Here is a 25,848-nt window from a genome sequence, read left to right on the forward strand (position 1 = left end):
TCATTCCTGCATTTTCGCTACAGAATACCTAAAAACCGCATTTTCACATTGATATACGTCATTTTGCATCGGGTGAGGCATCGTCTTTTAGGGGTAGTTAGGTTACTGTTACGCGATCGAACGTGATAAGGAATACGTATGCGCAATCGCACTTTTGCGGATCTTGACAGAGTGGTCGCTCTTGGCGGAGGACACGGCTTAGGCCGGGTTATGTCCTCTTTGTCGTCACTGGGCTCCAGGCTGACAGGGATAGTAACCACTACTGATAACGGCGGCTCAACCGGGCGTATTCGTCGTGCCGAAGGCGGCATTGCCTGGGGAGATATGCGCAACTGTCTGAACCAGTTAATTACCGAACCCAGCGTCGCGTCGGCGATGTTTGAGTACCGTTTTGGCGGTAATGGCGAACTTTCCGGGCATAACCTCGGAAATCTGATGTTAAAGGCGCTGGATCACCTGAGCGTAAGGCCTCTGGAAGCCATCAACTTAATCCGTAATCTGCTCAAAGTGGACGCATTCCTGATCCCCATGTCTGAACAACCGGTGGACTTGATGGCAATCGATGCCGAAGGACATGAAGTTTACGGTGAAGTGAATATTGACCAGCTCACCCTGCCGCCAGCGGAGTTAATGACCTATCCGAGCGTGCCCGCCACGCGAGAAGCGGTGGAGGCCATCGGGGAAGCGGATCTTATCCTGATCGGTCCGGGCAGTTTTTATACCAGCCTGATGCCAATTCTGCTGGTGAAAGAGCTGGCGCAGGCATTGCGCCGCACCCCTGCCCCGATGGTTTACATCGGTAACCTGGGACGTGAGCTGAGCCCGGCAGCCGCAAGCCTGTCGCTGGCGGATAAACTCAATTTGATGGAGCATTACGTCGGTAAGAAGATCATTGACGGCGTGGTGGTGGGGCCAAAGGTGGATGTATCCGGTATCGGCGATCGCCTGGTGGTGCAGGAGCCGCTGGAGGCCTCAGACATCAAGTACCGTCACGACCGGCATCTGCTGCGCGAGGCTCTGGAGAAGGCGATTCAGGCGCTGGGTTAGGTTCGTTTTGTGCGGCCTGATGCCCTCACCCCGGCCCTCTCCCACGGGGAGAGGGAGAAAACACGCTGCTTTGACCTATGATGCCGCGATAAACAGATCCCGCAGCTGATGAAGCTGGTCGCGGATCTGCGCCGCCTCTTCGAACTCCAGGTTCTGCGCGTGCTGCATCATCTGCCCTTCCAGCTCGTGGATTTTCTGCTGCAGCGCTTTTGGCGTCAGCACGACGGTATCTTCTTCCACCACTGAACGCGCCTTGCCGCGGCCTTTCGCTTTGGTTTTGGCGATGTTCTGACCCAGCGCCAGAATATCCACCACCTTCTTGTTCAGCCCCTGCGGGGTAATGCCGTGTTCTTCGTTGTAACGCTGCTGTTTCTCACGGCGGCGCTCCGTTTCACCAATCGCTTTCGCCATCGACGGGGTGATTTTGTCACCGTACAGAATCGCTTTACCGTTGACGTTACGCGCGGCGCGGCCAATGGTCTGAATCAGCGAACGCTCGGAACGCAGGAAGCCCTCTTTATCCGCGTCCAGAATCGCCACCAGCGAAACTTCCGGCATATCCAGACCTTCTCGCAGCAGGTTAATCCCTACCAGCACGTCAAACTCGCCCAGACGCAGGTCGCGGATAATCTCCATGCGCTCCACGGTATCGATATCCGAGTGGAGATAACGCACCTTCTCGCCGTGCTCTTCGAGATACTCGGTCAGGTCTTCCGCCATGCGCTTGGTGAGCGTGGTCACCAGCACGCGCTCGTTGATGGCGGAACGGGCGCGAATTTCCGAGAGCAGATCGTCCACCTGGGTGGCCACTGGACGAACTTCAATAATCGGGTCGAGCAGACCCGTTGGACGCACCACCTGGTCAACAACGTCTTCACCGGATTTCTCCAGCTCGTAGTTGCCCGGCGTGGCCGAGACGTAAATGGTTTGCGGCGCCAGCGCCTCAAACTCTTCAAACTTCATCGGACGGTTATCCAGCGCCGACGGCAGGCGGAATCCGTACTCCACCAGCGTCTCTTTACGCGCACGGTCACCGCGGTACATCCCGCCGATCTGCGGGATCGTGACGTGGGACTCATCGATCACCAGCAAACCGTCTGCCGGAAGGTAATCAAACAGCGTTGGCGGCGGCTCGCCCGGCCCGCGCCCGGAGAGGAAGCGCGAGTAGTTTTCGATGCCGGAACAGTAGCCCAGCTCGTTCATCATCTCCAGATCGAACTGGGTACGCTGGCTAAGGCGCTGCTCTTCGAGCAGCTTATTGTTCGCCAGCAGCACCTTACGGCGCTCGGCCAGCTCCACTTTGATCTCTTCCATCGCCTGCACGATACGCTCGCGCGGCGTCACGTAGTGCGTTTTCGGGTAGATGGTGAAGCGCTGGATCACCGACTCAACGTGTCCGGTCAGCGGGTCGAAGAGCGACAGGCGTTCAACCTCCTCGTCAAACAGCTCGACGCGCAGCGCCATATCGTCCGATTCTGCCGGGAAGATGTCGATCACTTCGCCGCGCACGCGGAACGTACCACGCTGGAAGGCCTGATCGTTGCGGGTGTACTGCAGCTCCGCCAGACGACGTAAAATCGCCCGCTGGTCGATGATCATCCCCTGCGTCAGGTGCAGCATCATCTTGAGATAGAGATCCGGATCGCCCAGACCGTAGATCGCGGAAACCGAGGCGACAACGATCACGTCACGACGCTCCAGAAGCGCCTTAGTGGCCGACAGTCGCATCTGCTCGATGTGTTCGTTCACTGAGGCATCTTTTTCAATGAAGGTGTCAGAGCTCGGCACATAGGCTTCAGGCTGGTAGTAATCGTAGTAGGAGACGAAATACTCCACCGCGTTTTCCGGGAAGAACTCTTTCATCTCGCCGTAAAGCTGCGCGGCCAGGGTTTTGTTGGGCGCCAGCACCATCGTGGGGCGCTGGAGATCCGCAATCACGTTGGCGATGGTAAAAGTTTTACCCGAGCCGGTTACCCCCAGCAGCGTCTGGTGCGCCAGCCCATCTTCCAGCCCCTCTTCCAGACGACGGATCGCCTCAGGCTGATCGCCAGACGGACGGAAAGCAGAATTCAATTTGAACGGTTTACTCATGGGCGACAACCTGATGACGTTATAAGCGGCAGGTGAGTAATTTTACTCCTTGTTGCCAGGAATGCCAGTAAAAAACACTGGATGAAAAACCAGTAGCATGTCAGGATATTTAGAGTAGCGCCTGAATGATTAGCGCGAGAGCGACCAAAATTTGGACTGTGACAACATAAAACACCAGTCAGGTCAGGTTATCCCCAGAACTTTTTCTTTTTTAACATTTGTCAAGCCAGGTAATGATAGTTTTGTGGCAACCGGTGACAGTTTCATGACGGGAATTGCTTTTATCTAAGCAATTAAAAATTAAACGATATTTTCTAAAGCCGCGTTTCGCGTCAATTTGGGCGTAAGCCGCGTCCTCTCTCGCTTATCGCGTGTTTTCTAACTCTAATGCACATGGTTATCCACAGGAATAGTGGATAACTGCTTCCAGCCCATGCAGACTGGCGCTCCGCAAATTCCCGGATTTTCCCACGAGACGGCGGCAAAAAATTTTTATAGCTATTTTTTGCTGATTAACAGTTGCGTCATTCATAACCAACCGATGCGATCCTGCTCACATTTTCACCATTTCGGGCTCTGCACCACAACTCACCACCGCTGGCACCGTCGATGTGCAATCCCGCTTTTTATCCGCCACGCTTCTGTGACTTATTCCTAAAAAAGTCGCTTTTTTAATCACTTTCCGCTTTGTGGCAGGGGTTTTGCAGATTCAAACCCGAGCCTCACCTACACACATTTTTAAGGAGAGAAAGATGTTGAGTCTGCGTGCAGTGAATCAGTTTTACGGAAGTCAACATACGCTATGGAATGTGGATTTAGATTTTCCGCAAGGGATGTGTACAGGCGTCGTTGGCCTGCCGGGCATGGGTAAAACCACCCTCATGAATTGCATCGCCGGGAAAGTGCCCGTCGAAAGCGGCAGCATCATCTGGTATGAGGCGGGCGCGCCGCCGCGCGATTTGCTCAACCCGCCGTCAGAACAGCGCCCCGGGCCAGGGATTGGCTATGTCTCGCAGGACAGGCGGATCTTCTCTCAGCTAACGATTGAGGAGAACCTGCATATCGCCATGCGGGCGACGGGGAAACCTAACCCTGAGGCGAAAAATGACGTTTACGATCTGTTTCCCGCGCTCTATGGGGTGCGACAAACCCGCGCCAACACGCTCTCTCCGGACCACCAGTATCAGCTGGCGCTGGCTAATGCGCTGGTGAACCGCCCTCACCTGCTGATCCTGGATGAACCCCTTCACGGCGCGGGGCACAGCGTTGCCCAGAAGCTGGTGCAGCTGCTGGGGCGATTAAACCGGGAGCTGGGTATGACGGTGCTATTAGCGGAGCAGCAGCTGTCGTTTATCCGTCGGGTGGCGGACCGTTTCTGCATGCTCTATCGCGGGCGTAACGTGGCTCAGGGCCACGTTAACGAACTGGATGATGAGCTTATCGCTCACTGGATGTCGCGGGAAGCAAAACGCTGAGATCGAGATAACGTCCGGTTTCGGCATTTTCCGCGCCGTCAGCAAGCCAGGGAATCGCCCCGAGGCACGGCGCGGGAAGGACACGCCTGAGCGTCGCCAGGTACTCCTGATGGCGTTTACCCGGCGCAACCACGTCGTTGGCTATCCAGCCCGCCAGACGCAGTCCGGCCTGCTGTACGGCCTGCGCGGTCAACATGGCGTGATTGATACAGCCCAGCTTGACGCCGACGACAAGAATGACCGGAAGCTGCTCGGCCTGCACCCAGTCAGCAAACGTCTGCGTGTCTGAAAGCGGCGTAAACCAGCCGCCGGCCCCTTCCACCAGCACCCAGTCGGCCTGACTTTCCAGCGTCCGCAATCCGGCAGACAGCACGGCAAAATCAATCGGACGACCTTCGTCAGCGCTGATAATGTGCGGCGAGGTCGGCTCGGCAAAGGTGTACGGATTCACCGCGGAATAGGCAAGCTCACGCGTGCTGTTACGCTGGAGCGCCAGCGCGTCGGTGTTGCGTAACCCTTCCGCCGTCATCTCGCTGCCGGAAGCTACAGGCTTAAACCCGGCGGTGTTTTTTCCGAGCAGCCGTGCCGCCTGCAGCAGCGCCGAGCTGGCTACCGTTTTGCCCACTTCTGTGTCCGTGCCGGTAACAAAATAACGTTCAGTCACGTTCGATAATCCCATGAAAAAGTTGATAGGAGAGCGGGTATTGACCCCGCTGCTGCGGCCAGGCCAGCTCAAGGCGCTGCAGCTGACCCCGGGTGAGCGGTTTTTTCTCGCGTCCGGTATGCAGGTGCGTGGCGCCTATGCCCTTCAGCGAACGCATGGCGCTGAACGCATCGCTAAAATTGAGCGTGATGGTCTGCACCACGCTGCGAGCGCGCCAGCCTGCCAGCGCCTGCGTCACCTGCTCATGCGATAAAAACCGGTTAGCGTGCGGCTGTTCATCGACCGCCTGCCAGGCCTGATTCAGCTCCGGCAGCGAACTTTCCAGCAGGGTGGTAAAAGCCACCTTCCCGCCCGGTCGCGCCACGCGATAAAGCTCGCGCAAGGCCTGCGGCAGGCTGCTGCACCACTGAACCGCCAGATGGCTCCAGACCAGATCAAACTGCGCGTCCGCAAGCGGGATCGCCTCGATATCGGCCAGCAGATAACGATCTGCAGCCTGCTGCTGGCGCGCCTCTTCCAGCATCCGGGCTGAGAGATCGATAGCCGTCACCTGGCTTCCCGCCCCGCGCCAGTAGCGGCTGTTGCTGCCGGGACCACAGCCGGCGTCCAGCACCTGTGGAAAACGGTTCTCGCCAAGGGCGGCCAGAAGCCCCTGCGCGCTCAGACGCTGCAGCTCATCATGCTGCGAATAGCTCTGCGCGGCGCGACCAAATGCCGCCGCGATGGCCTGCTTATTCACCGGCATCATGGAGCGCCTCCAGCAACGTCTCAATATCCTGTCGTTCATGCGCCGCCGTCAGGGTTAAGCGTAGCCGCGCCGTGCCCGGCGGTACGGTGGGCGGACGGATGGCGGTCACCCACATGCCGCGCTCGCGCAGCGCTTGTGCCAGCGCCAGCGCGCGGCCGTTTTCGCCGACAATCACCGGCTGGATAGCGCTCTGCGAATCGGGACTGCGAAAAGGCAGCGCCGCTAACCCCTGGCGGAAGCGAGAGATATGCTCTGCCAGACGCTGGCGACGCTCATCCCCTTCCGCGCTGCGGATGACCGCCAGCGACGCCGACAGCGCCACGGCCTGCGCCGGGGGCATACTGGTGCTGTAAATCAGGTGTCGGGCAAACTGCAGCAGATAGTCGGCAACGGATTCGCTGCACAGCACGGCGGCGCCGCTGACGCCAAAGCCTTTGCCGAAGGTGACAATCAGCAGTTCCGGCTTCACGTTTTGCTGATGCGCGCTGCCGCGCCCTTCGTCGCCCATTACGCCAGCGCCGTGGGCATCGTCCACCAGCAGCCATGCATTCTGCCGTTTTGCGGCCTCATGCAGCGCGGCAAGCGGCGCGCTGTCGCCGTCCATGCTGAACACCCCTTCCGTGACCGCCAGCTGTTGTCCGTCACACGGTTTATCCAGCAGCGCAGCGAGCTGTCCAGCATCGTTATGGGCAAACCGCCGCAGCTGAGCCGGGCTTAAATGTGCCGCCTCCAGCAGGGAGGCGTGACTTAAGCGGTCGGCGACAATGCGGTCCTCTTTTTCCATCAGGGCAGTAATCACCGCCTGATTGGCGGCAAAGCCGGAGATAAAGAGCAGCGCGCGGGGGTAGCCGAGCCAGTCAGCCAGTTCCTCTTCCAGCGCCTGATGTGCCGTAGTGTATCCGCTGACGTGTCCCGATCCGCCGCTGCCCACGCCAAACCGCTCAGCGCCCTGCTGCCAGGCACGGATGATGGTCGGATGCTGGCTCAGCCCGAGATAGTCGTTGCTGGAGAAATTGCAGAACCGCTGGCCTTCACGGGTAAGAAAACGGCCCGCGCCGTTTTCCACCACCCTGCGAACGCGAAACGCCTCTGCCGCCCGACGGTCGTCGAGCGCAGAGTTGATACGTGCCTGCCAGGTCATACGGCTGCCGCGTTGTAGAACTGATCGGTGTCGGCGTTGAAAATCTGCTGCTCCAGCTGCTGCTGTTGCTCGTTATCGCCCGTCAGCACTTCGGTCTGATGCGGGTTCAACCCCAGCTTGCGGAACAGCTGAACGTCTTTGTCCTCTTCCGGGTTCGGCGTGGTCAGCAGCTTGCAGCCGTAGAAGATAGAGTTGGCTCCGGCCATAAAGCACATCGCCTGGGTCTGCTCGTTCATCTGCTCGCGGCCCGCTGAAAGGCGAACGTAAGACGTTGGCATCATGATGCGCGCCACCGCGATGGTACGGATAAAATCAAACGCATCCACGTCCTCGTTATCCGCCAGCGGCGTGCCCTTGACCTTAACCAGCATGTTGATTGGCACGCTTTCCGGCGGGGTCGGCAGGTTCGCCAGCTGCAGCAGCAGGCCAGCGCGGTCTTTCACCGTTTCGCCTAAGCCCACGATGCCGCCGGAACAGACCTTGATCCCCGCGTCACGCACTTTATCCAGCGTATCCAGACGCTCCTGGTAGGTACGCGTGGTGATGATATTGCCGTAAAATTCCGGCGAGGTGTCGAGGTTGTGGTTGTAGTAGTCCAGCCCCGCGGCCGAGAGGCGCTGCGCCTGCTCTTCGTTGAGCGTACCGAGGGTCATACAGGCTTCGAGACCCATCTCCTTCACGCCCTTTACCATCTGCTCCAGGTACGGCATGTCGCGGTCGTGCGGGTTCTTCCACGCCGCGCCCATGCAAAAGCGGGTCGAGCCGGCGTTTTTCGCCTTGCGCGCGGAGTCGAGGACCTGCTCCACTTCCATCAGGCGCTCTGACTCCAGACCGGTTTTGTAGCGCGCGCTCTGCGGACAATATTTGCAGTCTTCGGGGCAGGCGCCGGTCTTGATCGACAGCAGCGTGCTGACCTGAACATGGCGAGGATCGAAGTGCTGACGATGCACCTGTTGGGCTTCGAACATCAGCTCAAGGAAAGGTTTATTGAATAATTCAGTGACTTGCGACATCGTCCAGCGTGCGTGGTGAGCCATCGGGCTTCTCCAAAGGGTTTTGTTAATTTTCGGTTCGGTTTATACTCGTAAACCTAAAACTTTTCAAAATGGTTTACAAGTCGATTATGACCCAGGACGATCTCGCCTTCGACAAGCAGCATATCTGGCACCCTTACACCTCCACCACCCGCCCCCTTCCCGTCTATCCGGTGGCCTCGGCCCACGGCTGCGAGCTGCACCTCGCCAGCGGCGAGCGGCTGGTTGACGGGATGTCCTCCTGGTGGGCGGCGATTCACGGGTACAACCACCCGCGCCTGAATGCGGCGATGAAGGCCCAGATTGACCAGATGTCGCACGTGATGTTTGGCGGGATCACCCATCAGCCCGCCGTAGATTTATGCCGCCGTCTGGTGGCGATGACGCCTGAATCGCTGGAGTGCGTGTTCCTGGCCGACTCCGGCTCCGTGGCGGTGGAAGTGGCGATGAAAATGGCGCTGCAGTACTGGCACGCCAGAGGCGAAACGCGCCAGCGGTTCCTCACCTTCCGCAACGGCTATCACGGGGATACCTTCGGGGCGATGTCGGTGTGCGATCCGGATAACTCCATGCACAGCCTGTGGAAGGGGTATCTGCCGGAAAACCTGTTCGCCCCTGCGCCGCAGAGCCGCTTCGACGGCGAGTGGAACGAGATGGACATGGTCGGCTTCGCGCGGCTGATGGCAGCGCATCGTCACGAGATTGCAGCCGTCATTCTTGAACCGATCGTGCAGGGCGCGGGCGGAATGCGTATGTACCATCCGGAATGGCTGAAGCGTATTCGCAGGATGTGCGACCGCGAGGGCATTCTGCTGATTGCCGATGAGATCGCCACCGGCTTTGGCCGCACCGGCAAGCTGTTTGCCTGCGAGCATGCGGGTATCGCCCCGGATATTCTGTGTCTGGGTAAAGCGCTGACCGGCGGCACCATGACGCTCTCCGCCGCGCTCACGACCCGCCAGGTTGCCGACACCATCAGCGACGGTGAGGCGGGCTGCTTTATGCACGGCCCGACGTTTATGGGCAACCCGCTGGCCTGCGCCGTCGCAAGCGAAAGCCTGGCCATTCTGGAGAGCGGCGAGTGGCAGACGCAGGTGGCAGCGATTGAGGCGCAGCTGAAAGATGAGCTGAATGCCGCCTCGGGTGCGAATTTCGTGGCGGACGTGCGCGTGCTGGGCGCCATCGGCGTGATTGAAACCACCCATCCGGTGAACATGGCGGCGCTGCAGCGCTTCTTCGTGGACCAGGGCGTGTGGGTCCGGCCTTTCGGCAAGCTTATCTACCTGATGCCGCCGTACAGCATTACGCCGGAGCAGCTGCGTAAATTAACCGACGCGGTCGTAACAGCCGTTAACATTCCCGCGCATTTCACGATTTAGCCCTATGCATTACACTTGCTGAACGAGTGATTAACGAGGGTAAACCGTATGAAAATCATCAGTAAAGATCTGCGCGACGGTGAAAAACTGCCGGAACGCCACGTATTCAACGGCATGGGGTATCAGGGAGACAATATCTCCCCGCACCTGGCGTGGGACGAGGTTCCGGCAGGCACTAAAAGCTTTGTCGTGACCTGCTACGACCCGGATGCGCCTACCGGCTCCGGCTGGTGGCACTGGATTGTGGCGAACCTGCCTGCCGACACCCGCGTCCTGCCGCAGGGCTCTGGTTCAGACCTGGTTGCCCTGCCTGAAGGCGCCATTCAGACGCGTACTGACTTTGGTAAAGCGGGCTACGGCGGCGCGGCGCCACCAAAAGGGGAAACCCACCGCTATATCTTCACGGTGCACGCGCTGGATGTGGAGAAGATTGAGGTCGATGAAGGCGCGAGCGGCGCGATGGTCGGGTTTAACGTGCATTTCCATTCCCTGGGGAGCGCGTCGATCACGGCGATGTATTCCTGAAAAAAGCCGGGTGGCGGCTACGCCTTACCCGGCCTACATTTCGCATTCGTAGGCCCGGTAAGCGCAGCGCCACCGGGCAAAAATCACAGCACCGAAGGTAGCAGTCCTACAAGGCGTCCCTCTTCCAGAAGCTGCATCGCCTTATCAATATCCGGCGCAAAGAACCGGTCGTCATCGTAATGCGATACATGCTCGCGCAGCGCATGACGCGCCTGCTCCAGCAGCGGGCTGGATTTGAGCCCTTCACGCAGATCGATCCCCTGACTCGCCGCCAGCCATTCCACCGCCAGCACGCCGCGGGTGTTGGAGGCCATTTCCCAGAGACGACGCCCGGCAGCCGGTGCCATCGAAACGTGATCTTCCTGATTCGCCGAGGTTGGCAGGCTGTCCACGCTGTGCGGATGCGACAGCGCCTTGTTCTCGCTTGCCAGCGCTGCGGCCGTCACCTGAGCGATCATAAAGCCCGAGTTGACCCCGCCGTTACGCACCAGGAACGGTGGCAGTTGGGACATGTGTTTATCCATCATCAGCGCGATACGGCGTTCGGACAACGCGCCGACTTCGGCAATCGCCAGGGCGATATTATCCGCCGCCATTGCCACCGGCTCGGCGTGGAAGTTACCGCCTGAGACCACCTCGTTTTCCTGGGCGAACACCAGCGGGTTATCGGACACCGCGTTGGCCTCCACCAGCAGCACCTCTGCCGCCTGGCGCAGCTGCGTCAGGCACGCGCCCATAACCTGCGGCTGGCAGCGCAGGGAATACGGATCCTGAACCTTCTCGCAGTTATGGTGTGAATCGGCAATTTCGCTGGTGTCGGTAAGCACGTGACGATACATCGCGGCGGCATCAATCTGCCCGCGCTGGCCGCGCACCTCGTGGATGCGGGCATCGAACGGGCGACGCGAGCCCAGCACGGCTTCGGTGGTCAGCGCACCGCACACCACCGCTGAGGCAAACAGATCTTCCGCTTCAAACAGGCCGCGCAGCGCGAAGGCGGTCGATGCCTGAGTGCCGTTCAGCAGCGCCAGCCCCTCTTTCGCCGCCAGCGTTATTGGCGTTAATCCGGCTTTTTTCAGGGCCTCTTTCGCAGGAAGCCACTCGCCCTGCCAGCGCGCTTTGCCTTCGCCCAGCAGCAGCAGCGACATGTGGGCCAGCGGCGCAAGATCGCCGGAAGCCCCGACGGAACCCTTCGCCGGGATCCATGGATAGACCTCCGCATTCACCAGCGCCATCAGCGCCTGAATCACGCTCAGGCGAATGCCGGAAAAACCGCGCGCCAGGCTGTTGATTTTGAGGACCATCATCAGACGGACAATCTCATCATCCAGCGGCTGACCCACACCCGCCGCGTGTGACAGCACCAGCGAACGCTGTAAGTTTTCCAGATCGTGTGTCGCGATACGGGTCTGCGCCAGCAGCCCAAAGCCGGTGTTAATCCCGTAGGCGGTGCGCCCTTCGGCCACGATGGCTTCGACGCAGGCGACGCTGTCGTTAATGGCGGCGTGGGCGCTTGCATCCAGCGAAAGGGTGACCGGCTGACGCCAGACGTTACGCAGCTGCTTGAGCGTTAGCGAGCCGGGAGTAAGTGTTAATGCGTTCATCAATGCTTTCCTTGTGTGGCAGGGATCATCGGCAGGTTAAGGCCCTGCTCTTTGGCACAGTCAATGGCAATCTCATAACCCGCATCCGCGTGACGCATCACGCCGGTGGCCGGGTCGTTGTGCAGTACGCGAGCAATACGCGCGGCGGCTTCATCGGTTCCGTCGCAGACGATGACCATCCCGGAATGCTGGGAGAAGCCCATCCCCACGCCGCCGCCGTGGTGCAGCGATACCCAGGTCGCGCCGCTGGCGGTATTCAGCAGAGCGTTCAGCAGCGGCCAGTCGGAGACCGCATCCGAGCCGTCGCGCATGGCTTCCGTTTCGCGGTTCGGGCTGGCGACGGAGCCGGAGTCGAGATGGTCGCGGCCGATGACAATCGGCGCGGAAACTTCACCGCTGCGCACCATTTCGTTGAAGGCCAGGCCCAGCTTTTGCCGCCATTCCAGCCCTACCCAGCAGATACGCGCCGGCAGGCCCTGGAAGTTAATGCGCTCGCGAGCCATGTCCAGCCAGCGATGCAGGTGTTCGTCATCGGCAACGATCTCCTTCACTTTGGCGTCGGTTTTGTAGATATCCTCCGGGTCACCGGACAGGGCCACCCAGCGGAACGGACCGATACCGCGGCAGAACAGCGGACGGATATAGGCCGGAACGAAGCCGGGGAAGTCGAAGGCGTTATTCACGCCCATCTCTTTCGCCATCTGGCGGATGTTGTTGCCGTAGTCAAAGGTCGGAATGCCCATCTGGCTGAAGGCCAGCATCGCGGAGACGTGCTCGGCCATGGAGCGTTTCGCGGCAAGCACCGTGCCTTCCGGATCGGTTTCCGCTTTTTGCTGATAGGATTCCCACGACCAGCCTTTTGGCAGGTAACCGTGCAGCGGGTCATGGGCGCTGGTCTGGTCGGTGACCAGATCCGGACGCACGCCGCGGGCGACGAGTTCTGGAAGAATGTCCGCCGCATTTGCGCACAGCGCAATCGACACCGCTTTGCCTTCGGACGTGTATTTTTTGATGCGCGCCAGCGCATCGTCCAGATCGGTTGCCTGCTCATCGACGTAGCGGGTGCGCAGACGGAAATCAATGCGGCTCTGCTGGCATTCAATGTTGAGGGAGCACGCGCCGGCAAGCGTGGCGGCCAGCGGCTGCGCGCCGCCCATCCCGCCGAGACCCGCGGTTAATACCCAGCGGCCTTTCAGCGAGCCGCTATAGTGCTGACGACCGGCTTCCACGAAGGTTTCGTAGGTGCCCTGCACAATCCCCTGGCTGCCGATGTAGATCCAGCTTCCCGCGGTCATCTGGCCATACATCGCCAGCCCTTTTGCGTCCAGTTCGTTGAAGTGTTCCCAGGTGGCCCAGTGCGGCACGAGGTTAGAGTTGGCGATCAGCACGCGCGGCGCGTTTTTGTGCGTTTTAAACACGCCAACCGGCTTGCCGGACTGCACCAGCAGGGTTTCGTCGTGTTCGAGCTCGGTCAGGGATTTTACAATTGCGTCATAGCATTCCCAGTTGCGCGCGGCGCGGCCTATGCCGCCGTAGACCACCAGCTCGTGGGGGTTTTCCGCCACCTCAGGATCGAGGTTATTCATCAACATGCGCAGCGGGGCTTCGGTGAGCCAGCTTTTGGCGGTAAGGGTGGTGCCGCGCGCGGCGCGGACATCCTGCTGGCGGTATTTACCTGACGACATTGTGTGCTCCTCATACGGGACAGTGATGTATTTAGATATACTTGTATAGACAAGCACACACAAGGTCGGATTTAACAAAAAAGATACAATTTTGTTATATTGCGTTAGCTATCACGCTTTTAAAACTTATGACATAAAGTGGCCCTGCAGCCGATAGCGGTTCCCCGGGAAAAGCAGCCGGGCATGCGACACAATGTGCGACGAGGACCAGGTTCGACGGCGGATCAGCAGGCACGGATCGTGCTCTTTAATGCGCAGCCGCTCGCACTCCTGCGGCGTGGCGCGCACGGCCTCCACAATGTGCTCCCCTTCCGTCAGCGGTGCGACGAGCGAGAGATAGGCGTGCGGCGTGGTCTGGGTGTAATCCTGGTTCAAATAATCCGGTATCCGTTCAGCGTTCACGCAGCGATCTTCAATCTGCACCGGAATGTCGTTCTCGAAATGCACCATCACCGAGTGGAAGATCCGACTTCCCTCTTTAACATTCAGCTCTACCGCCTGCTCGGCGCTGGCCTGAGTCTCTTCGAGCACCAGCACCTCACAGCGGTGCTGATGATTACGGGCGGCGATTTCGTCCGCAATGCTGCGGATTTCAAACAGGGCAGACTGCCCTTTCGGTTCCGCCACAAATGTCCCCACGCCCTGCAGGCGCACCAGAAGCCCTTCGTCGGTCAGCTCGCGCAGCGCCCGGTTGACGGTCATCCGGCTAAAACCAAACTGCGCCACCAGCTCGGCCTCCGAGGGAATGCGATCGTGCGGCCGCCAGACGCCGGTGGCAATTTTTTCGCTGATCGCCTGCTTCACCTTTTCGTAAAAAGGTGCGGGAGAGCTCGACTGCGGTAGGGGTGAGCGTGAAAACATCGTGACTCCTTGAATAGTGTTATGCCCACCAGTGAGCAATTTGCCAGGCCAGACGGGCGGCAAGCTTTGCGCCCTGTCCGTCCCGATCGTACTGCGGGTTAAACTCTACCAGATCGGCGGCCTGTAGCTTACCGCTACGGCAGATTTGTTCGATAACCGGGAGAAGATCCAGTGCCGGTATGCCTAACGCAGCCGGTGCGGACACGGCGGGCATTTCGCTGGCGGGCAGCACGTCCAGATCGATCGTCAGGTAGACGCGATCGGCCTGCGCCAGCTCCTTTTTCAGCGCGGATAGCGCATCGCGCCTGAAATGGAGATCTTCCACCAGCGTGACGTTCAGGCGTTCGGCCTCATCCCACAAAGCCTGCGTGTTCGCCGCCCGGCTCACGCCAAAGCAGGCGTACTGAAATGCCCGCCCGCGCTCATCGCAGTAATGCGCCAGCTGGCGAAACGGGGTGCCGGACGTGGCCTGGTCGGCCTTGCGCAGATCGAGATGGGCATCAAGATTGATAATGACAACCCGCCCGTTCGGGAAGGCGTCCAGCACGCCGCGACCGTGCGCCCAGGCGGTTTCATGCCCGCCGCCAAAGACCAGCGTACGCATCCCGGACTGCTGACAGGCCGTGACGGCATCGCTTAACGCCTGCTGCGCCGCTTCCAGCTCGTCGCCCTCAACGTAAACCGAGCCCATGTCCGCCAGCCGATCGTGTCCCTGATGGCTTGCCATATTGGCCAGCGCTTTTCGCAGCATATCCGGTGCCTGCACGGCGCCAGGCCTGCCCTGATTGCGTTTTACCCCTGCATCACATTCAAAGCCTATCAGCGCGATGCCGGATGGAAGCGGCGTGAACTGCCCCTGCTGCTTTATCGTCTGGAAAATTCGCTTTGCATTGCTGGCCTCGGCGCTGTCGTCACGCCCCTGCCAGACCGTTTCGGCTACGGGCCGCCATAATCTCATGCTGCCTCCCCACGGAAAATACGTTGATACAGCGGATTGCGTCCCGGCTCGTAGACCATTTCTACAGGATGGTGCGCATCCCAGACGACAAAATCAGCGACAAACCCGGCCCGCAGCTGTCCGTGGGTTTCACCGCGGCCCAGCGCCTGCGCGGCATGCCGCGTGACGCCAGCCCAGGCCTCTTCAGGCGTCAGGCTAAACTGGACGCAGGCCATGTTCATCGCCAGGTGCAGGCTGGCAAACGGGCTGGTGCCCGGGTTATAGTCGGTGGCAACCGCCATCGGCACGCCCTGTTTTCTGAGCTGTTCAACCGGCGGACGCTGGCGCTCCTGCAGAAAATAGAACGCCCCCGGCAACAGGACCGCAACCGTGCCGCTTTCCGCCATCGCCTGAACGCCCGCGTCGTCGAGATATTCGATATGATCGGCGGAGAGTCCCTTATACCGGCTGACCAGCGCCGCACCGCCCTGATTTGACAGCTGCTCGACATGCCCTTTCACCGGGATACCGAGCGCGGTTGCCGCCTTAAAGAGGAGCTCGGTTTGCGACGGCGTAAAGCCGACGTTTTCGCAGAATACGTCTACTGCTTCGTATAACTCTTTTTGCCACAGCGTGGGCAATATCTGCTCACAGACCAGCGTGAGGTACGCATCCGGATCCTGTCGGTATTCCGGCGGAACCGCATGAGCCGCCAGCAGCGTTGGGCTGATATCGATCGGATTTTTGAGGCTCAGCTGGCGCGTGACCTGCAGCATCTTCTCTTCGGCCTCGGCGTTGAGACCGTATCCGGACTTGATTTCAACCGTAGTGACGCCTTCATTCATCAGACGCTGAAGCCGCTGCTGCGCCAGCTTAAGCAGGGTTTCGGGCGAGCTGCTGCGCGTCGCCGTCACGGTCGCGTTAATCCCGCCCCCCTGGGCGCTGATGGTTTGATAAGAAACACCGTTAAGACGCTGCTCCCACTCCGCCGCGCGATCGCCGCCAAACACCAGGTGGGTATGGCAGTCAATCAGGCCAGGCGTGACCAGACGCCCCTGGAGATCGACACAGTGACGGTGTCCGGCCGGTATGTCAGATTCAGGGATCACGGCCAGAAGGGTGTGGCCGCGTACGACCAGGGCGTGTTGCTCTTTCAGTCCATAGGGCGCACAGACGTCAGGCGCCATCGTAGCCAGTCGCGCATTTCGCCATATCACATCGTCGGGATGAATCTGCTGCATGGGCATTCCACTTGTCATGGGTTGTATAGACATTTATTTGCATCCACCGTCTACTGTCAACTGCCTTGAAGGAAAATGTTATTTATTTGTGATCACTTACCTGCCGCTCCTGGGCTAAAAATGCAACTTTTACCCTTTTTATCTTCCCGTTTCGCTCAACTTAGTATAAAAAAGCAGGCTATTTCGTCTATCCCGTAAAGACTTGCATACCCAGGAGCTTCACCTTGAACATTTCCAGGATTTCCCGTCTGGCGTTAGCACTCGCCTTTGGCGTGACCTTATCCGCATGCAGTTCAACTCCACCGGATCAGCGACCTTCTGAGCAGGTTGCGCCCGGTACCGCCTCCCGCCCAATTTTGTCCGCTGATGAAGCGAAGAACTTCGACCGTGCGCATTACTTCTCGGCGATGGATCCTAACGCTGCACCGTGGACACCGTCTTCTATTAACCTGCCTAAACAGCCTGACTTCGTGGTTGGCCCGGCGGGTGCGCAGGGCGTAACGCATACCTCTATTCAGGCTGCGGTTGATGCTGCCATCACTAAACACAGCGCGTCTCGCCAGTACATCGCGATCCTGCCAGGTGAATATGAAGGCACCGTGTATGTTCCGGCCGCACCAGGCAGCATTACGCTTTACGGTCTGGGCGAAAAAGCGATCGACGTAAAAATTGGCCTGGCGATTGATTCCGAAATCGACAGCAACACCTGGCGTCACCTGGTGAACCCGGCCGGTAAATATATGCCGGGTAAACCGGCGTGGTACATGTTTGATAACTGCCAGAGCAAGCGTTCCGCCACCATTGGCGTGATGTGTTCGGCGGTGTTCTGGTCTCAGAATAACGGTCTGCAGCTGCAGAACCTGACCATTCAGAATACCCTGGGCGACAGCGTTGATGCCGGTAACCACCAGGCCGTTGCGCTGCGTAGCGATGGCGATCAGGTGCAGATTAACAACGTCAACATTCTGGGCCGTCAGAACACCTTCTTCGTGACCAACAGCGGCGTGCAGAACACCCTGCAGAATAACCGCCTGACCCGTACCCTGGTGACCAACAGCTACGTTGAAGGTGACGTGGATCTGGTCTCCGGTCGCGGCGCGGTGGTGTTTGATAACACCGATTTCCGCGTGGTGAATTCACGTACTCAGCAGGAAGGCTACGTGTTTGCTCCGGCAACCCAGTCGAACCTCTTCTACGGCTTCCTGGCCGTGAACAGCCGCTTTAATGCTGCCGGTGACGGCGTGGCACAGCTGGGACGCTCCCTGGACGTGGACTCTGCAACCAACGGTCAGGTCGTGATCCGCGACAGCGCGATCAACGAAGGCTTCAACATGGCGAAACCGTGGGCGGATGCCGCGATCTCCAAACGTCCGTTCTCCGGCAATACCGGTGCGGTGGACGATAAAGGGAACGTGCAGCGCAACCTGAACGACGCTAACTTCAACCGCATGTGGGAGTACAACAACCGCGGTCTGGGTAGCAAAGTGGTTGCTGAGCCGAAGCAGTAATAAGATGAGAGTAAAAGGGGGAGTTTAATCCCCCTTTTTACTGCGACCGAATGCATCAGGCTCCAAACTTAAGATACGCATCCAATAGTTGCATAATCGCAACCATGAGTTGCAGGAACAGAATTGCCCATTCCACACCGCTCATACGCCACTCCTTTGGTATAGAGCACTTCTCCCCTGATTTACCTTTCCGCTGCCTGTCACCAGAGGTGTGTTGGTTAAGTTTTGATGTGCTCCCCAGTTTAGGCACTGTCGGCACCACCCGACAGCCAGGACTGAATACGGATCCTGAATTGCGGAACTGCAACACATCAAGCCAACGGACAGAATGATATCAAATCACTACTGTACATAAAAACAGATCAGGTCAGTTTAGGAATTTATAAAGAAAATGCATCTAAGTAACTGATTATTTTAATAATAACAACCGATAATCATTCTCTGTTCTTGGCCCTTCGTTGACAATGAATTTACTTCGCCTTGAGTCGACATTATGATGACCATGTTGGTTACGTTTTGATGTGCTCACCCGGCTACCACTGGGCATAAAAAAACCTCGCATTCGCGAGGTTTTTTGTTTTCAGCCGCTTAGTGAGCGTTTACCACCACCCACATTGGCCCCTGGCCTACGGCATAACGCCCTTTCTCTTCCAGCAGACCCTGCTCGCCTTTAATTTCATACAGCGCGATGTGGTGGGATTTCTGCCCCGCCGCAATCAGGTATTTGCCGCTGTGATCGATATTAAAGCCGCGCGGCTGGGTTTCCGTTGGCTGGAACCCTTCAATCGCCAGCACGCTGCCGTCTTCGGAAACGCTAAACACGGTAATCAGGCTGGAGGTACGGTCACAGGCGTACAGATGTCGGCCATCTGGCGTAATGTGGATATCTGCCGCCCAGCGGGTGTCGGAGAAATCAGACGGCATCATGTCCAGCGTCTGCACGCACTCAATCTGACCGTTCGGATCTTTCAGTTCCCATACGTCCACAGAGCTGTTCAGTTCGTTGACCACGTAGGCGTACTGCTGGTTCGGATGGAAGACCATATGGCGCGGACCTGCTCCTTCAACGGTAGTCACCTCGGCAGGATTTTGCGCCACCAGGTGACCATCGTCGCTCAGGGTGAACAGGCAGATACGATCCTGCTTCAGCGCAGGCACCCACAGCGTGCGGTTATCCGGAGAGATATTCGCCGAGTGGCAGCCTTCCAGCCCTTCCACCACATCCACGGTTTCGACCGGAATGCCGTCTTCCAGACGCGTTACGCTGACGCAGCCCGCGTTATAAGAGCCGCTGAAGACAAAGTTACCTTTACGATCGGTTGAGATATGGGTTGGGCTACCCGGCAACGGAGCTTCGGCAGTGTACGTCAGCGCGCCGTCGTCCGGAGAAATACGATAGGCCAGCACGCGGAACTCCGGGCGCACACCCACGTACAAGAAACGTTTATCCGGGCTGATGACCATCGGTTGCACCTGGCCTGGCACATCAACAACCTGAACCAGCGTGAGTGTCCCCTCGGTATTTAAACGCCAGACGTGGATCTGCTGGCTTTCAGGACTGGCGGTATAAACGGTTTGTTTCATGAATATTCACTCCTCACTGCGCATGAAAGTAGTTAACTTTTGACGGTGAATGCTGAATTGTCGACAGGAGTTTTGAAGCGTTCGCCTCTCGGTGTACCATCCCATCAAAACGTAAATTCAATATTAACCCGGGAAAACAGATGACCTCGCGTGTGATTGCTCTGGATTTAGACGGTACCTTACTGACGCCGCAAAAAACCCTTCTCCCCTCCTCCCTTGAGGCGCTAAAACGCGCGAAGGAAGCGGGATATCAACTCCTTATCGTAACGGGTCGACATCACGTTGCCATTCACCCTTTTTATCAGGCACTGGCGTTAGATACACCTGCAATTTGTTGTAATGGCACTTATTTGTATGATTATCAGGCAAAAAAGGTTTTAGAATCCGACCCGCTGCCGGTTCCCCAGGCGCTGCAACTGATTGATCTACTGGATGAGCATGCCGTTCACGGCCTGATGTACGTGGATAACGCGATGGTTTACGAGCGTCCTACCGGCCATGTCGTGCGCACCAGCAACTGGGCGTTGTCCCTGCCTGAAGCCCAGCGTCCTGTCTTTACCCAGGTTTCATCCCTGCGTCAGGCGGCCCAGGACGTTGAGGCTATCTGGAAATTTGCCCTGACGGATGAAGACACCACCAAACTGAATGCCTTCGCGAAACACGTGGAACAGACGCTGGGTCTGGAGTGCGAATGGTCCTGGCACGATCAGGTGGATATTGCCCGCAAAGGCAACAGCAAAGGCAAGCGTCTGACGCAGTATGTGGAATCACAGGGCTGGTCAATGCAGGACGCGATCGCCTTCGGCGATAACTACAACGACATCAGCATGCTGGAAGCCGCCGGTACCGGCGTGGCGATGGGCAATGCCGACGACGCGGTAAAAGCGCGCGCTAACGTGGTGATTGGCGACAATACCACCGACAGCATCGCCCAGTACATTTATACCCATCTGCTGTAATCAGGCGGTGATCGAGACGCTCTTAATTTGCGCGTAGAGCCACAGGCCGGGTTTGATCCCTAACTCATCCCTGGCCCACGGGCTGATGCGCGCCCAGAGCGTTCTGCTTCCCACCTCGAGCTTCACTTCCACCTGGCCGTTATCATCAAAACACTCCGCCACTTTGGCGCGCAGGATATTTCGAATACTGGTTTGCAGCGGCGGCTGCAGCACCAGCGAAACGTCAGATGCCTGAATACGAATACGCAGCGCGGACTGCAATGGCTTGTCGATCTTATTAACCCACAGGTGCTGATCGCCAAGCGCCAGCGCCGTCATCGCGTAGTGCGGATGGTGTTCCAGCACGCTCACTTTCAGGATGCTGCTCTGCTGTTCCCGGGGTAGCCACGGGTGCATTACGCTGCTGCCCCAGACCTCTTCCAGGTTGCCGAAGGCCTTGACGCTCCCCTCTTCCAGCACCAGCACTTTGTCGGCCAGATGCAGGATCTCATCCAGCGAATGGCTGACGTAGAGCATCGGAACATTAATTTCCCGCGTCAGTCGCTGTAGATAAGGCAGGAGCTCACGTTTGCGCGGAATATCCAGCGAGGCCAGCGGTTCGTCGAGCAGCAGCAGTTCGGGCGCGGTCAGCAACGCGCGGCCAATGGCCACGCGCTGTTTTTCTCCGCCGGAAAGCGAGGATGGCAGCCTGTCGAGCAGTGGCTCAATACCTAAAAGCGTCACCAGCTTATCAAATTGCCCGGCCATGCTTTTCGCCATGCCGTAACGCAGGTTGCCGCGCACGCTGTAGTGCGGGAATAAGCGTGCGTCCTGGAAAACATAGCCGATGCGGCGTTTATCCGGTGACAGATAAACCTTATTTTCCACGTCATTCAGGACGCGGTCATTCAGGACAATACGGCCAGACTGCGGGCGCGTCAGGCCGCTGATGGCATTTATCAGCGAGGTTTTGCCCGCCCCCGACACGCCGAAGATGGCGGTGATACCGCTTGCCGGCAGAGTCTCGTTAAGCGTCAGGGTATGGTTTCCCAGCGTCTGGGAGAAATTCAGTTCCAGCATGCTTATTTCCCCATCCGCTCACGGCTGAGTCTCGCCAGCCATTCCGACACCAGCAGCGATACAAGGGCTAATACGATTGAGATGATACACAGCCGCGCCGCCGCGCCCTCTCCGCCCGGCGTTTGAATCAGGGTATACATGGCCGATGGAATGGTTCGCGTCTCGCCGGGGATGTTCGAAACAAACGTGATGGTCGCGCCAAACTCGCCCAGCGAGCGGGCGAAAGCCAGCACCGTCCCGACAATAATGCCCGGTAACGTCAGGGGGAGCGTGATGGTGAAAAAGACGCGCCAGCGCCCTGCACCCAGCGTGCGGGCCGCCTGTTCGAGCTTTATGTCCACGCCTTCCAGCGCGAGGCGGATCGCCCTCACCATCAGCGGGAAAGACATTACCGCTGCCGCCAGTACCGCACCGCGCCAGCTAAAAGCGAACGTCAGCCCAAACCAGTCGTAGAGCTTCTCGCCGATAAAACCGCGCCGCCCCATCGAAATCAGCAGCAGATAACCAACCACCACGGGCGGCAAGACGAGCGGAAGATGAAGCACGCTGTCGAGCAGCGCTTTGCCGGGAAACTGACAGCGAACCAGTAGCCAGGCAAAGAAGATCCCAAAGGGCAAACTCAGCGTAACCGCCAGGGAAGAGACTTTAAGGCTCAGCAGAACAGCCTGCCATTCAGGATCGGTCAATATCATCAGTGAGTCGTAAATCCATAACGTTTAAAGATTGCGGACGCTTCCGGCCCCTTCAGATAATCGCGGAAAGCCGTCACGGTCGCATTTTTATGTCCATCAACAATCGCAACAGGATATTCCACTTTCTTGTGGGAGTCTTCCGGGAACGTTGCCACCACTTTCACACCCTTACTGGCTACGGCATCAGAGCCGTACACAATGCCCAGCGGGGCTTCGTTGCGTTCCACCAGCGCCAGCGCGCCGCGTACATCCTCCGCCGGAGCCAGCTTCGGCGACAGTGTCTCCCATGCGCCCAGCTTTTGCAGCGCTTCTTTGGCGTAGATCCCGGCCGGAACGTGCTCCGGATCGCCCACCGCCAGACGCCCACCGTTCAACAGGCTTATCCAGCTGGTTTCTTTGTTGATGGTGAAGTCAGCCTGGGCGCTGGCTTTTGGCGCCACCACGACCAGGCTATTCCCCAGCAGCGTTTCGCGGGTTGCAGCATCAATCGCTTTCTTCTCCGCCGCGTAATCCATCCACTTCTGATCGGCCGAGATGAACAGATCCGCCGGCGCGCCCGCTTCTATCTGGCGCGCCAGCGTAGAGGAAGAGGCAAAAGAGGAGACCACCTCGACGTTTTTCTCTTTTTTATACGCCGCCGCGATATCCTGCAGCGCGTTGGTCAGCGACGCCGCCGCAAAGACCGTGATTTTACCCTCGTCCGCCAGCGCGTGTCCGGTAAGTGAAAGCGTCAGCGTTGCCCCTGCGAAAAGGCGTAACCATGAACGTGCCATCTTTAACTCCTGTGAGTAGCGTTATATACATATTAATATAACGGTAACGTCAGGCAGATCCCAGCGTTTAATCGTACCGCTGAAGGGGTAAACCAGTGTGATGCGTTAAATGATATCGGCGTAAACGGGAAAATCTTGAGAGCAAAACGCCCGGACTAGCCGGGCGTTTTGTGGGGAATCAATGCTGCTTTTTAGCCTGGTCTTTGTGACCAATGTTCGAAAAGACGTTGAACACTTCACCCAGGCCGTAGATGGCACCGAGGATGATGGCCATCACTACTGGTACCATGATCACGGCGAATACCAGACTTTTCAACAACTCTAACATGGTTTTCTCCAGATATTGTGAATGGCTCATTCTACCTTTTCAAGTGAGAAAATCATCCCCTTTTGTGCGGTACCCTTTGCGCCCTGCACCATTTGGGTCACAATACTCTTTTTGCCAGGACACTGTTATGCAGGCCGAAATTCTCCTCACTCTTCGACTTCAGCAGAAGCTTTTCGCCGATCCGCGACGTATCGCCCTGCTTAAACAAATAGAACAAACCGGCTCGATTAGCCAGGGGGCGAAAAACGCGGGCATCAGCTACAAAAGCGCCTGGGACGCCATCAACGAAATGAACACCCTGAGCGAACAGGCGCTGGTGGACAGAGCCACGGGCGGCAAAGGCGGCGGCGGTGCGATCGTGACGCGTTATGGCCAGCGCCTTATTCAGCTCTACGATCTGCTGGCCCAGATCCAGCAAAAAGCGTTTGATGTGTTGAGCGACGACGATAACGTTCCGCTGGACAGCTTGCTGGCCGCCATTTCCCGCTTCTCGTTACAAACCAGCGCCCGCAACCAGTGGTTTGGTACGGTGACGGCGCGCGACAATCTCCAGGTACAGCAGCATATTGAGATCCTGCTTGCCGATTGCACCACCCGTCTGAAAGCGGCTATAACGGCGCAGAGCGCTGAGCGCCTTGAGCTGGATGAAGGTAAAGAAGTACTGGTGCTGCTGAAAGCACCGTGGGTCACTATCACGCGCAATCCCGACGCGGCAAAGGCAGCTGATAACCAGCTGCAGGGCACAATTAGCCATATCGAACGCGGCCAGGCGCACTGCGAAGTGCTCATGACCCTTGCAGATGGGCAACCGCTTTGCGCGACCCTACCGCTCAGCGAGTCGGACGACTTAGAAGAAGGTGCTGTCGTCACCGCGTATTTCAACGCAGACCGGGTGATTATCGCCACTTTGTGCTGAGCGCATTGACAATCGTACCGACAGTGCGTATCCCTGATATCTGTTGCTGCAAAAACAGGGATAAATCATGTCATCATTGCATATTTCGCAAGGCACATTTCGTCTTAGCGATACCCGAACGCTGACGATTGCTGATTTGACGATACGCGCGGGTGAAAGCTGGGCGTTTGTCGGCACCAACGGCAGCGGTAAATCCGCGCTGGCCCGCGCGCTGGCGGGAGAGCTCAACCTCCTCAAGGGCGAATACCAGAGCGATTTTACGCGCCTGACGCGCCTGTCATTTGAACAACTACAAAAGCTGGTCAGCGACGAGTGGCAGCGCAACAACACCGATTTACTCAGCCCTGGCGAAGAAGATACCGGCCGTACGACGGCGGAAATTATTCAGGATGAGGTGAAAGACCCCACCCGCTGTCAACGCCTGGCTGAACGGTTCGGCATCACCGCCCTGCTGGACCGGCGCTTTAAATACCTTTCGACTGGCGAGACGCGAAAAACGCTGCTTTGTCAGGCGCTGATGAGCGAACCTGAACTGCTTATTCTGGACGAACCGTTCGACGGTCTTGACGTGCAGTCCCGGGCGCAGCTGGCGTCCCTGCTGGCGTCGCTTAATCAGCAGGGATATACCCTCGTGCTGGTGCTTAACCGCTTCGATGAAATTCCCGATTTTATCCAGCATGCGGGCGTCCTGGCCGACTGTAACCTGACCGAGACCGGCGAAAAAAACGCGCTGCTTAAGCAGGCGCTGATTGCCCAGCTCGCCCACAGCGAACGGCTCGACGGTCTTACCCTTCCGGAACCCGACGCCCCTTCGGCCCGCCACGCGCTCGATCCCCACCAGCCGCGCATCGTGCTGCGCGACGGGGTGGTCTCTTATGACGATCGCCCGATCCTTAACCGCCTCAGCTGGACGGTCAATCCGGGCGAGCACTGGCAGATTGTCGGCCCCAACGGCGCGGGAAAATCCACGCTGCTGAGCCTGATCACCGGCGATCACCCGCAGGGCTATAGCAACGATCTGACGCTGTTTGGTCGGCGTCGCGGCAGCGGAGAAACCATCTGGGATATTAAAAAACATATCGGCTATGTCAGCAGCAGCCTGCATCTGGATTACCGGGTCAGTACCACGGTACGCAACGTGATCCTCTCCGGATATTTTGATTCCATCGGTATTTATCAGGCGGTGTCGGATAAACAGCATAAGCTGGCCCAGCAGTGGCTGGACATTCTGGGCATGGACCACCGGGTTGCTGACGCGCCGTTTCATAGCCTTTCGTGGGGGCAGCAGCGTCTGGCACTGATCGTTCGCGCGCTGGTGAAACACCCTACGCTGCTGATCCTCGACGAACCGCTGCAGGGACTTGACCCGTTGAACCGCCAGCTTATCCGCCGCTTTGTGGACGTGCTGATTAGTGAAGGTGAAACCCAGTTGCTGTTTGTTTCACATCATGCCGAAGATGCCCCCGCCTGCATCACGCATCGGCTGGAGTTTGTTCCGGATGGCGAGCACTATCGCTATCGGCAAAGCAAAATCGTTTGACCTCCGGAGGGCCCGCCCTCCGTTTTTCAGATAACCTGCACTAATACATTGCTATCC

24 protein-coding genes are annotated in these 25,848 nt (G+C 58.2%); 8 read left to right on the forward strand and 16 right to left on the reverse strand.

The features are described from left to right. Nucleotides 1–138: 138 nt before the first annotated feature. Complete coding sequence (gene yvcK, locus RVY89_RS12245) at nucleotides 139–1,047, forward strand: uridine diphosphate-N-acetylglucosamine-binding protein YvcK (RefSeq protein WP_484825466.1); 909 nt, start codon at nucleotides 139–141, stop codon at nucleotides 1,045–1,047. A gap of 75 nt (nucleotides 1,048–1,122) precedes the next feature. Here the strand turns inward: yvcK and uvrB are convergent, their stop codons facing one another. After that, on the reverse strand, nucleotides 1,123–3,138 hold the full coding sequence (gene uvrB / locus RVY89_RS12250; RefSeq protein ID WP_484825467.1) for an excinuclease ABC subunit UvrB: 2,016 nt from the start codon (nucleotides 3,136–3,138) through the stop codon (nucleotides 1,123–1,125). A 752-nt stretch (nucleotides 3,139–3,890) separates the two neighbouring features. On the opposite strand from uvrB, the gene RVY89_RS12255 reads away from it, so the two are divergent. Beyond that, nucleotides 3,891–4,613, forward strand: coding sequence for an ABC transporter ATP-binding protein (locus RVY89_RS12255; RefSeq protein WP_484825468.1), 723 nt, complete (start codon nucleotides 3,891–3,893; stop codon nucleotides 4,611–4,613). Here RVY89_RS12255 and bioD read toward each other — a convergent pair. Genes bioD through bioB form a run of 4 tightly spaced genes read right to left on the reverse strand, consistent with a single transcriptional unit; the run spans nucleotide 4,576 to nucleotide 8,203 of the window. Continuing rightward, nucleotides 4,576–5,277, reverse strand: a complete 702-nt coding sequence (gene bioD, locus RVY89_RS12260) for a dethiobiotin synthase (RefSeq protein ID WP_484825469.1) — start codon at nucleotides 5,275–5,277, stop codon at nucleotides 4,576–4,578. The genes RVY89_RS12255 and bioD overlap by 38 nt on opposite strands. Continuing rightward, entirely contained in the window at nucleotides 5,270–6,025 is a 756-nt protein-coding gene (gene bioC / locus RVY89_RS12265) for a malonyl-ACP O-methyltransferase BioC (protein WP_484825470.1), read from the reverse strand. The genes bioD and bioC overlap by 8 nt, the downstream gene beginning before the upstream one ends. Next, the gene (gene bioF / locus RVY89_RS12270; RefSeq protein WP_484825471.1) at nucleotides 6,009–7,166 is read right to left on the reverse strand and encodes an 8-amino-7-oxononanoate synthase; all 1,158 of its coding nucleotides are present in this window, start codon (nucleotides 7,164–7,166) and stop codon (nucleotides 6,009–6,011) included. Before bioF ends, bioC begins: the two co-directional genes overlap by 17 nt. Then, the gene (gene bioB, locus RVY89_RS12275; RefSeq protein ID WP_008501133.1) at nucleotides 7,163–8,203 is read right to left on the reverse strand and encodes a biotin synthase BioB; all 1,041 of its coding nucleotides are present in this window, start codon (nucleotides 8,201–8,203) and stop codon (nucleotides 7,163–7,165) included. The genes bioF and bioB overlap by 4 nt, the downstream gene beginning before the upstream one ends. 86 nt (nucleotides 8,204–8,289) lie before the next feature. Here bioB and bioA point away from each other — a divergent pair, with 86 nt between their 5' ends. Next, entirely contained in the window at nucleotides 8,290–9,579 is a 1,290-nt protein-coding gene (bioA, locus tag RVY89_RS12280; RefSeq protein ID WP_484825472.1) for an adenosylmethionine--8-amino-7-oxononanoate transaminase, read from the forward strand. Between the two features lie 48 nt (nucleotides 9,580–9,627). Further along, nucleotides 9,628–10,104 carry a kinase inhibitor gene (locus tag RVY89_RS12285; RefSeq protein ID WP_008501131.1) on the forward strand — a complete coding sequence of 159 codons (477 nt, stop codon included), beginning with the start codon at nucleotides 9,628–9,630 and terminating at the stop codon, nucleotides 10,102–10,104. Nucleotides 10,105–10,187: 83 nt separating this feature from the next. Here the strand turns inward: RVY89_RS12285 and hutH are convergent, their stop codons facing one another. The 5 genes from hutH to hutI form a co-directional block, all read right to left on the reverse strand. Next, on the reverse strand, nucleotides 10,188–11,708 hold the full coding sequence (gene hutH, locus RVY89_RS12290) for a histidine ammonia-lyase (RefSeq protein ID WP_484825473.1): 1,521 nt from the start codon (nucleotides 11,706–11,708) through the stop codon (nucleotides 10,188–10,190). Then, nucleotides 11,708–13,393 carry a urocanate hydratase gene (gene hutU / locus RVY89_RS12295; RefSeq protein ID WP_484825474.1) on the reverse strand — a complete coding sequence of 562 codons (1,686 nt, stop codon included), beginning with the start codon at nucleotides 13,391–13,393 and terminating at the stop codon, nucleotides 11,708–11,710. The genes hutH and hutU overlap by 1 nt, the downstream gene beginning before the upstream one ends. Before the next feature lie 126 nt (nucleotides 13,394–13,519). Next, nucleotides 13,520–14,254, reverse strand: a complete 735-nt coding sequence (locus RVY89_RS12300) for a histidine utilization repressor (protein ID WP_371898863.1) — start codon at nucleotides 14,252–14,254, stop codon at nucleotides 13,520–13,522. 19 nt (nucleotides 14,255–14,273) lie between these two features. Beyond that, entirely contained in the window at nucleotides 14,274–15,212 is a 939-nt protein-coding gene (hutG, locus tag RVY89_RS12305) for a formimidoylglutamase (RefSeq protein ID WP_484825475.1), read from the reverse strand. After that, complete coding sequence (hutI, locus tag RVY89_RS12310; RefSeq protein WP_484825476.1) at nucleotides 15,209–16,432, reverse strand: imidazolonepropionase; 1,224 nt, start codon at nucleotides 16,430–16,432, stop codon at nucleotides 15,209–15,211. The genes hutG and hutI overlap by 4 nt, the downstream gene beginning before the upstream one ends. Nucleotides 16,433–16,656: 224 nt before the next feature. Between hutI and RVY89_RS12315 the strand changes: the two genes are divergently transcribed. Continuing rightward, complete coding sequence (locus RVY89_RS12315) at nucleotides 16,657–17,940, forward strand: putative acyl-CoA thioester hydrolase (RefSeq protein ID WP_484825477.1); 1,284 nt, start codon at nucleotides 16,657–16,659, stop codon at nucleotides 17,938–17,940. 55 nt (nucleotides 17,941–17,995) lie between these two features. On the opposite strand, the gene tisB is transcribed toward RVY89_RS12315, so the two are convergent. After that, complete coding sequence (gene tisB / locus RVY89_RS12320) at nucleotides 17,996–18,085, reverse strand: type I toxin-antitoxin system toxin TisB (RefSeq protein ID WP_023332440.1); 90 nt, start codon at nucleotides 18,083–18,085, stop codon at nucleotides 17,996–17,998. A 443-nt stretch (nucleotides 18,086–18,528) separates the two neighbouring features. After that, nucleotides 18,529–19,524, reverse strand: coding sequence for a 6-phosphogluconolactonase (gene pgl, locus RVY89_RS12325; RefSeq protein WP_008501123.1), 996 nt, complete (start codon nucleotides 19,522–19,524; stop codon nucleotides 18,529–18,531). 140 nt (nucleotides 19,525–19,664) lie between these two features. Here pgl and RVY89_RS12330 point away from each other — a divergent pair, with 140 nt between their 5' ends. Beyond that, a complete protein-coding gene (locus RVY89_RS12330; RefSeq protein ID WP_484825478.1) occupies nucleotides 19,665–20,483 on the forward strand; it encodes a pyridoxal phosphatase in 819 nt (272 codons plus the stop codon). On the opposite strand, the gene modC is transcribed toward RVY89_RS12330, so the two are convergent. The 4 genes from modC to RVY89_RS12350 form a co-directional block, all read right to left on the reverse strand. Then, a complete protein-coding gene (gene modC / locus RVY89_RS12335; RefSeq protein ID WP_484825479.1) occupies nucleotides 20,484–21,542 on the reverse strand; it encodes a molybdenum ABC transporter ATP-binding protein ModC in 1,059 nt (352 codons plus the stop codon). A 2-nt stretch (nucleotides 21,543–21,544) separates the two neighbouring features. Beyond that, nucleotides 21,545–22,234, reverse strand: a complete 690-nt coding sequence (gene modB / locus RVY89_RS12340; protein WP_484825480.1) for a molybdate ABC transporter permease subunit — start codon at nucleotides 22,232–22,234, stop codon at nucleotides 21,545–21,547. After that, nucleotides 22,234–23,007 carry a molybdate ABC transporter substrate-binding protein gene (gene modA / locus RVY89_RS12345; protein WP_484825481.1) on the reverse strand — a complete coding sequence of 258 codons (774 nt, stop codon included), beginning with the start codon at nucleotides 23,005–23,007 and terminating at the stop codon, nucleotides 22,234–22,236. The genes modB and modA overlap by 1 nt, the downstream gene beginning before the upstream one ends. A gap of 178 nt (nucleotides 23,008–23,185) precedes the next feature. Beyond that, on the reverse strand, nucleotides 23,186–23,335 hold the full coding sequence (locus RVY89_RS12350) for an AcrZ family multidrug efflux pump-associated protein (RefSeq protein ID WP_023310811.1): 150 nt from the start codon (nucleotides 23,333–23,335) through the stop codon (nucleotides 23,186–23,188). A gap of 127 nt (nucleotides 23,336–23,462) precedes the next feature. Here RVY89_RS12350 and modE point away from each other — a divergent pair, with 127 nt between their 5' ends. Next, a complete protein-coding gene (gene modE, locus RVY89_RS12355; RefSeq protein ID WP_484825482.1) occupies nucleotides 23,463–24,251 on the forward strand; it encodes a molybdenum-dependent transcriptional regulator in 789 nt (262 codons plus the stop codon). A gap of 67 nt (nucleotides 24,252–24,318) precedes the next feature. Then, entirely contained in the window at nucleotides 24,319–25,791 is a 1,473-nt protein-coding gene (gene modF, locus RVY89_RS12360) for a molybdate ABC transporter ATP-binding protein ModF (RefSeq protein ID WP_484825483.1), read from the forward strand. The last annotated feature ends 57 nt before the right edge of the window (nucleotides 25,792–25,848 follow it).

Source organism: Enterobacter sp. 3U4 (genome assembly GCF_057224565.1).